This is a genomic window from Methylobacter psychrophilus (assembly GCF_025583945.1).
GTDB lineage: Bacteria > Pseudomonadota > Gammaproteobacteria > Methylococcales > Methylomonadaceae > Methylobacter_C > Methylobacter_C psychrophilus.
This window is the reverse complement of sequence record NZ_JAOEGU010000111.1, coordinates 1-3,334: the sequence shown is the minus strand read 5'-3', so window position 1 is coordinate 3,334 and position 3,334 is coordinate 1. Positions and strand designations below refer to the sequence as shown.

The following is a 3,334-nucleotide window of genomic DNA, read 5'->3' as shown; positions in this document are numbered from 1 at the left end:
GCCCAGCAACCAATTCTCTGCTCGCTGTCGGTGTCCACGAAAGTGTTTAAACTTCCGCGCTGCCCACAAAACAAGTTTCCGATTCAAATGTCTCCAAACCGGATTTAATGCCGATCGATAGAACACCCCGTAATACGCTATCCAACCGCGTATCACAGCATTAAACATCCTTGCCAAATCGTGCAGACTCTTATCGCTTTTCTTCTGGAGCGCCCACCCTCGAACTTCCTGACGTATCGCTTTGGCTGCTTTATTACTGATAGCCGGAACAAAGCCGGTGAATAAGCCACCTTCTTTGCTTTTCGCTCCACGAGGCCTGAAGGTGAACCCTAGAAAATCAAACGAAACGTCCGGGTAATCCTCTTTACACCGATAGTTTTTACAGTACACCACACGGGTCTTTAAAGGATGCAGTTCAAGTCCACAGACTGCAAACCGTTCTTGCAACACCTGTTTTAGCCTTTCCGCCTGCTCTCTACTCCGACAATGTAGAACACCATAATCGGCATAGCGCTCAAACGGAATTTCGGGATAGTGCCTCTGCATCCACATATCAAATGTGTAATGCAGAAACAAATTAGCCAACAAGGGGCTAGCAACTCCACCTTGCGGGGTTCCCCGGTCTCTAGGCTGTAGTGTGCCATCCGCCATCTGCACGGGTGTTTTCAGCCAACGCTCAATATATAGCAACACCCATTTTTCCTGGGTATGCTTGCGTACTGCACGCATGAGTAGATCATGGTCGATATTATCAAAATAACCCTTAATATCGAACTCTAGCACCCAATTGTATGTCCAGCAGCGCTTCCGCGTCACAGACAATGCCTGATGTGCTGATCTTCCTGGCCGGTATCCATAGGAATCAGGATGGAAGTGCTTCTCCAATTCCGGCTCCAGTACCTGCTTGACCACCGTTTGGGCGATTCGATCCGTCACCGTTGGAATGCCCAAAGGACGGGTTCCTCCATTGGCTTTGGGAATTTCGACGCGCTTGACCGGCGTAGGCTGATAACTGCCTGATGCCATCCGATTCCATAGCTTATAGAGATTGTTACCAAGATCCTGGTCAAACTTCTCCAGTGTCTGTGCATCAACTCCCGCTCCGCCACGGTTTGCTTTTACTCGTTTGTAAGCTTCCCACACCTGATGTTTGGTAATAGGAAACGATTTTGCCGGGTTCAATAGAATCCTCCTGTTGCCAGTTGTTTTATCGTTCCAAGCCAGATAGGGCAACCCCTTTGCTCCAGTGCCATTACAGCCCCTTCATCACTACTACAGGTTGCTCCGTCCCTGTACTCCACATTGGTACTCTCACACTTGGGATGCTCCCCCTTGTGTTTCTCCCTTAGCATCGGAGTGACAGGTTCCCACGTTCCACACAAGAGCCCGGATCGCACTCTCGCCACCTCCATGCCGGATGCCGACCGGGCCGTCAACAGGCACCTCCCGGACTTATCCTGCGGTAACGAAACCTCCGCAGTTTTGACATCGTCTCCACGTTTCGACACGTCATCAGTGGTTCACTTGCGTTCGACTTTACGACCCATACCTGACCAAATCGAGTTTGGCCTTTTCCTATCTCGCTCACCACAACGCCTCTTAAACGTTGCAGCAGTAGGTGGTTTGAAGCCTCCGCCTGTACGGCGACTCCGAGGGACCTACCCTCATCTCTTGTGCAGCATAGCTGCACGGGGGATTTTCACCCCCAATGCGCCTTCGTGGCACACTTTCGTCGGCATGCAAGGTATTGCCCTGCAACAAATGCCAAGCCAATCGATCAACCAAGGGTTGTAATGTCACTCCCAGCTTACCGACCCAATCAGCCAAGGTTGAGCGTGATAGGGTTACTTTTTGCCGACCGGCGATCTGTTCAATGCGGTACAGTGGTAAATGATCAACGTATTTATTAATGAGTACCCACGCCAGCAACCCCACTGTTGCCATGCCGCCATTAATAATCGCTGCCGGAATCGGTGCAGCGATGATGGTTTCGCAGTTCTTACAAGCATATTGGGGACGGATGTGGCGATGAATGGTAAATACAGCCGGCACGACGTCTAATTGTTCGGTGACATCTTCACGAATCTTGATTAAGTCACTGCCACATTGCCCACACTGGCAAGAATCGGGCTCGTGCCGAAACTCAATACGAGGCAAATGCTCGGGTAATGGTTGGCGTTCAGCACGGGGCCGTTTAGGTTTACAATCCGTGTCGACAGGCGCAGTGGCGCTTAACTGTTCAAGTGCCGCCTCAGCAGCGGCGACGTCTTCGTTCCAAGACTCCTCAAACAGATCCTTTTGTAGCTGACTAAAGGCTTCGGTTTTGGCGCCGTATCTGATCCTGCGTAGATAGGACAGCTCATAAGTTAATGCTTGGATTTTATCTTCTTTGCTTTGAAGCTCAACTGTTTTACGTTGAATTTCTTGCGCATCTTTCTTAGCCTGTTCGAGCAGCGCACGAACCATTTCTGCCACCTGAGTTTTAGAGGCGGTTTCGAGGTCAAACTGTTCAAATTGGCTAAGTGATTTCATGGTGGTATTATAACAAATAAAGCCATGAAAGCCTCGTTATTGCTGGGCTACAGCGAAAAAATAGCTTACTGAAGAGTTATCGTTTACATCTGTAAATCTGCTGGCAGGATGGCCGACAAGCGCTGCCAGTTCACCCCGGCAATTAACCATTGCCATTGCTCAAACGTCACCGAAAAACAGGTGTCTGTGGACTTTGGCCAAACGAAACCACCTTCATGTAAACGACGTTGACACAGCCACACGCCAGTACCATCCCAGAGTAGCACTTTGATGCGATTACCGGGGCGATTGCGGAACACGATGGCGACACCTGAGCAAGGCACCTTACCCAAAGCTTCTTGGGCAATCATCGACAAGCCATCAATGCCACGCCGCATGTCCACGGGCTCGACTGCCAACCAAATAGCGATAGGATCTGTTATTAACCCAGGCATTGTAATAGCTCCGCAAGCCAGCGCGGCGAGGTGTTAACAGGCAGCTCCAATGAGAGTCCATTGACTAACCGTAGTCGCAAGGGTTCATTTATCTCCGGCGGAATTGTAATCGGTTGTGTAACGTCAATTGCAATTAAGGAAGGTGCCATTGCTTGGGAAAGTGCTTGATAATTGCTAAACCATCTTGAAAACGTTTTTTTATTCAATCCATGTGTTTGGCAATAAGCGGCTTGCGAAGAACCACACGCTTGCCATGTTTTTATATGTTTTAGTTGCTGTTCAGTTAATGCCATGAGATATCCTCAGAAAAAAACTGAAGGATACCAGTGCATTTAAAATGTTTTAAGATGGTGGCGCTACGTGCTTAC

3 protein-coding genes and 1 pseudogene are annotated in these 3,334 nt (G+C 49.3%); all 4 read right to left on the bottom strand.

Translation table 11 applies throughout. The features are described 5' to 3' along the window. The coding region (gene ltrA / locus N7974_RS20265) for a group II intron reverse transcriptase/maturase (protein ID WP_262967344.1) at positions 1 to 1,182 on the bottom strand (1,182 nt) is incomplete at its 3' end. 471 nt (positions 1,183 to 1,653) lie between these two features. Then, positions 1,654 to 2,532 (bottom strand): annotated as a pseudogene (locus N7974_RS20260) (IS66 family transposase); the annotation flags it as partial. 83 nt (positions 2,533 to 2,615) lie between these two features. Next, positions 2,616 to 2,966, bottom strand: coding sequence for an IS66 family insertion sequence element accessory protein TnpB (tnpB, locus tag N7974_RS20255; protein WP_262967342.1), 351 nt, complete (start codon positions 2,964 to 2,966; stop codon positions 2,616 to 2,618). Then, positions 2,954 to 3,259: an IS66 family insertion sequence element accessory protein TnpA gene (gene tnpA, locus N7974_RS20250; protein WP_262967341.1), complete on the bottom strand. Its 306-nt coding sequence runs from the start codon at positions 3,257 to 3,259 to the stop codon at positions 2,954 to 2,956. Before tnpA ends, tnpB begins: the two co-directional genes overlap by 13 nt. Between the last annotated feature and the right edge of the window lie 75 nt (positions 3,260 to 3,334).

Bases quoted from the DNA above. Each gene is read 5' to 3' on its own strand.
- tnpB (WP_262967342.1), bottom strand. From the start codon at position 2,966: ATGCCTGGGTTAATAACAGATCCTATCGCTATTTGGTTGGCAGTCGAG.
- tnpA (WP_262967341.1), bottom strand. From the start codon at position 3,259: ATGGCATTAACTGAACAGCAACTAAAACATATAAAAACATGGCAAGCG.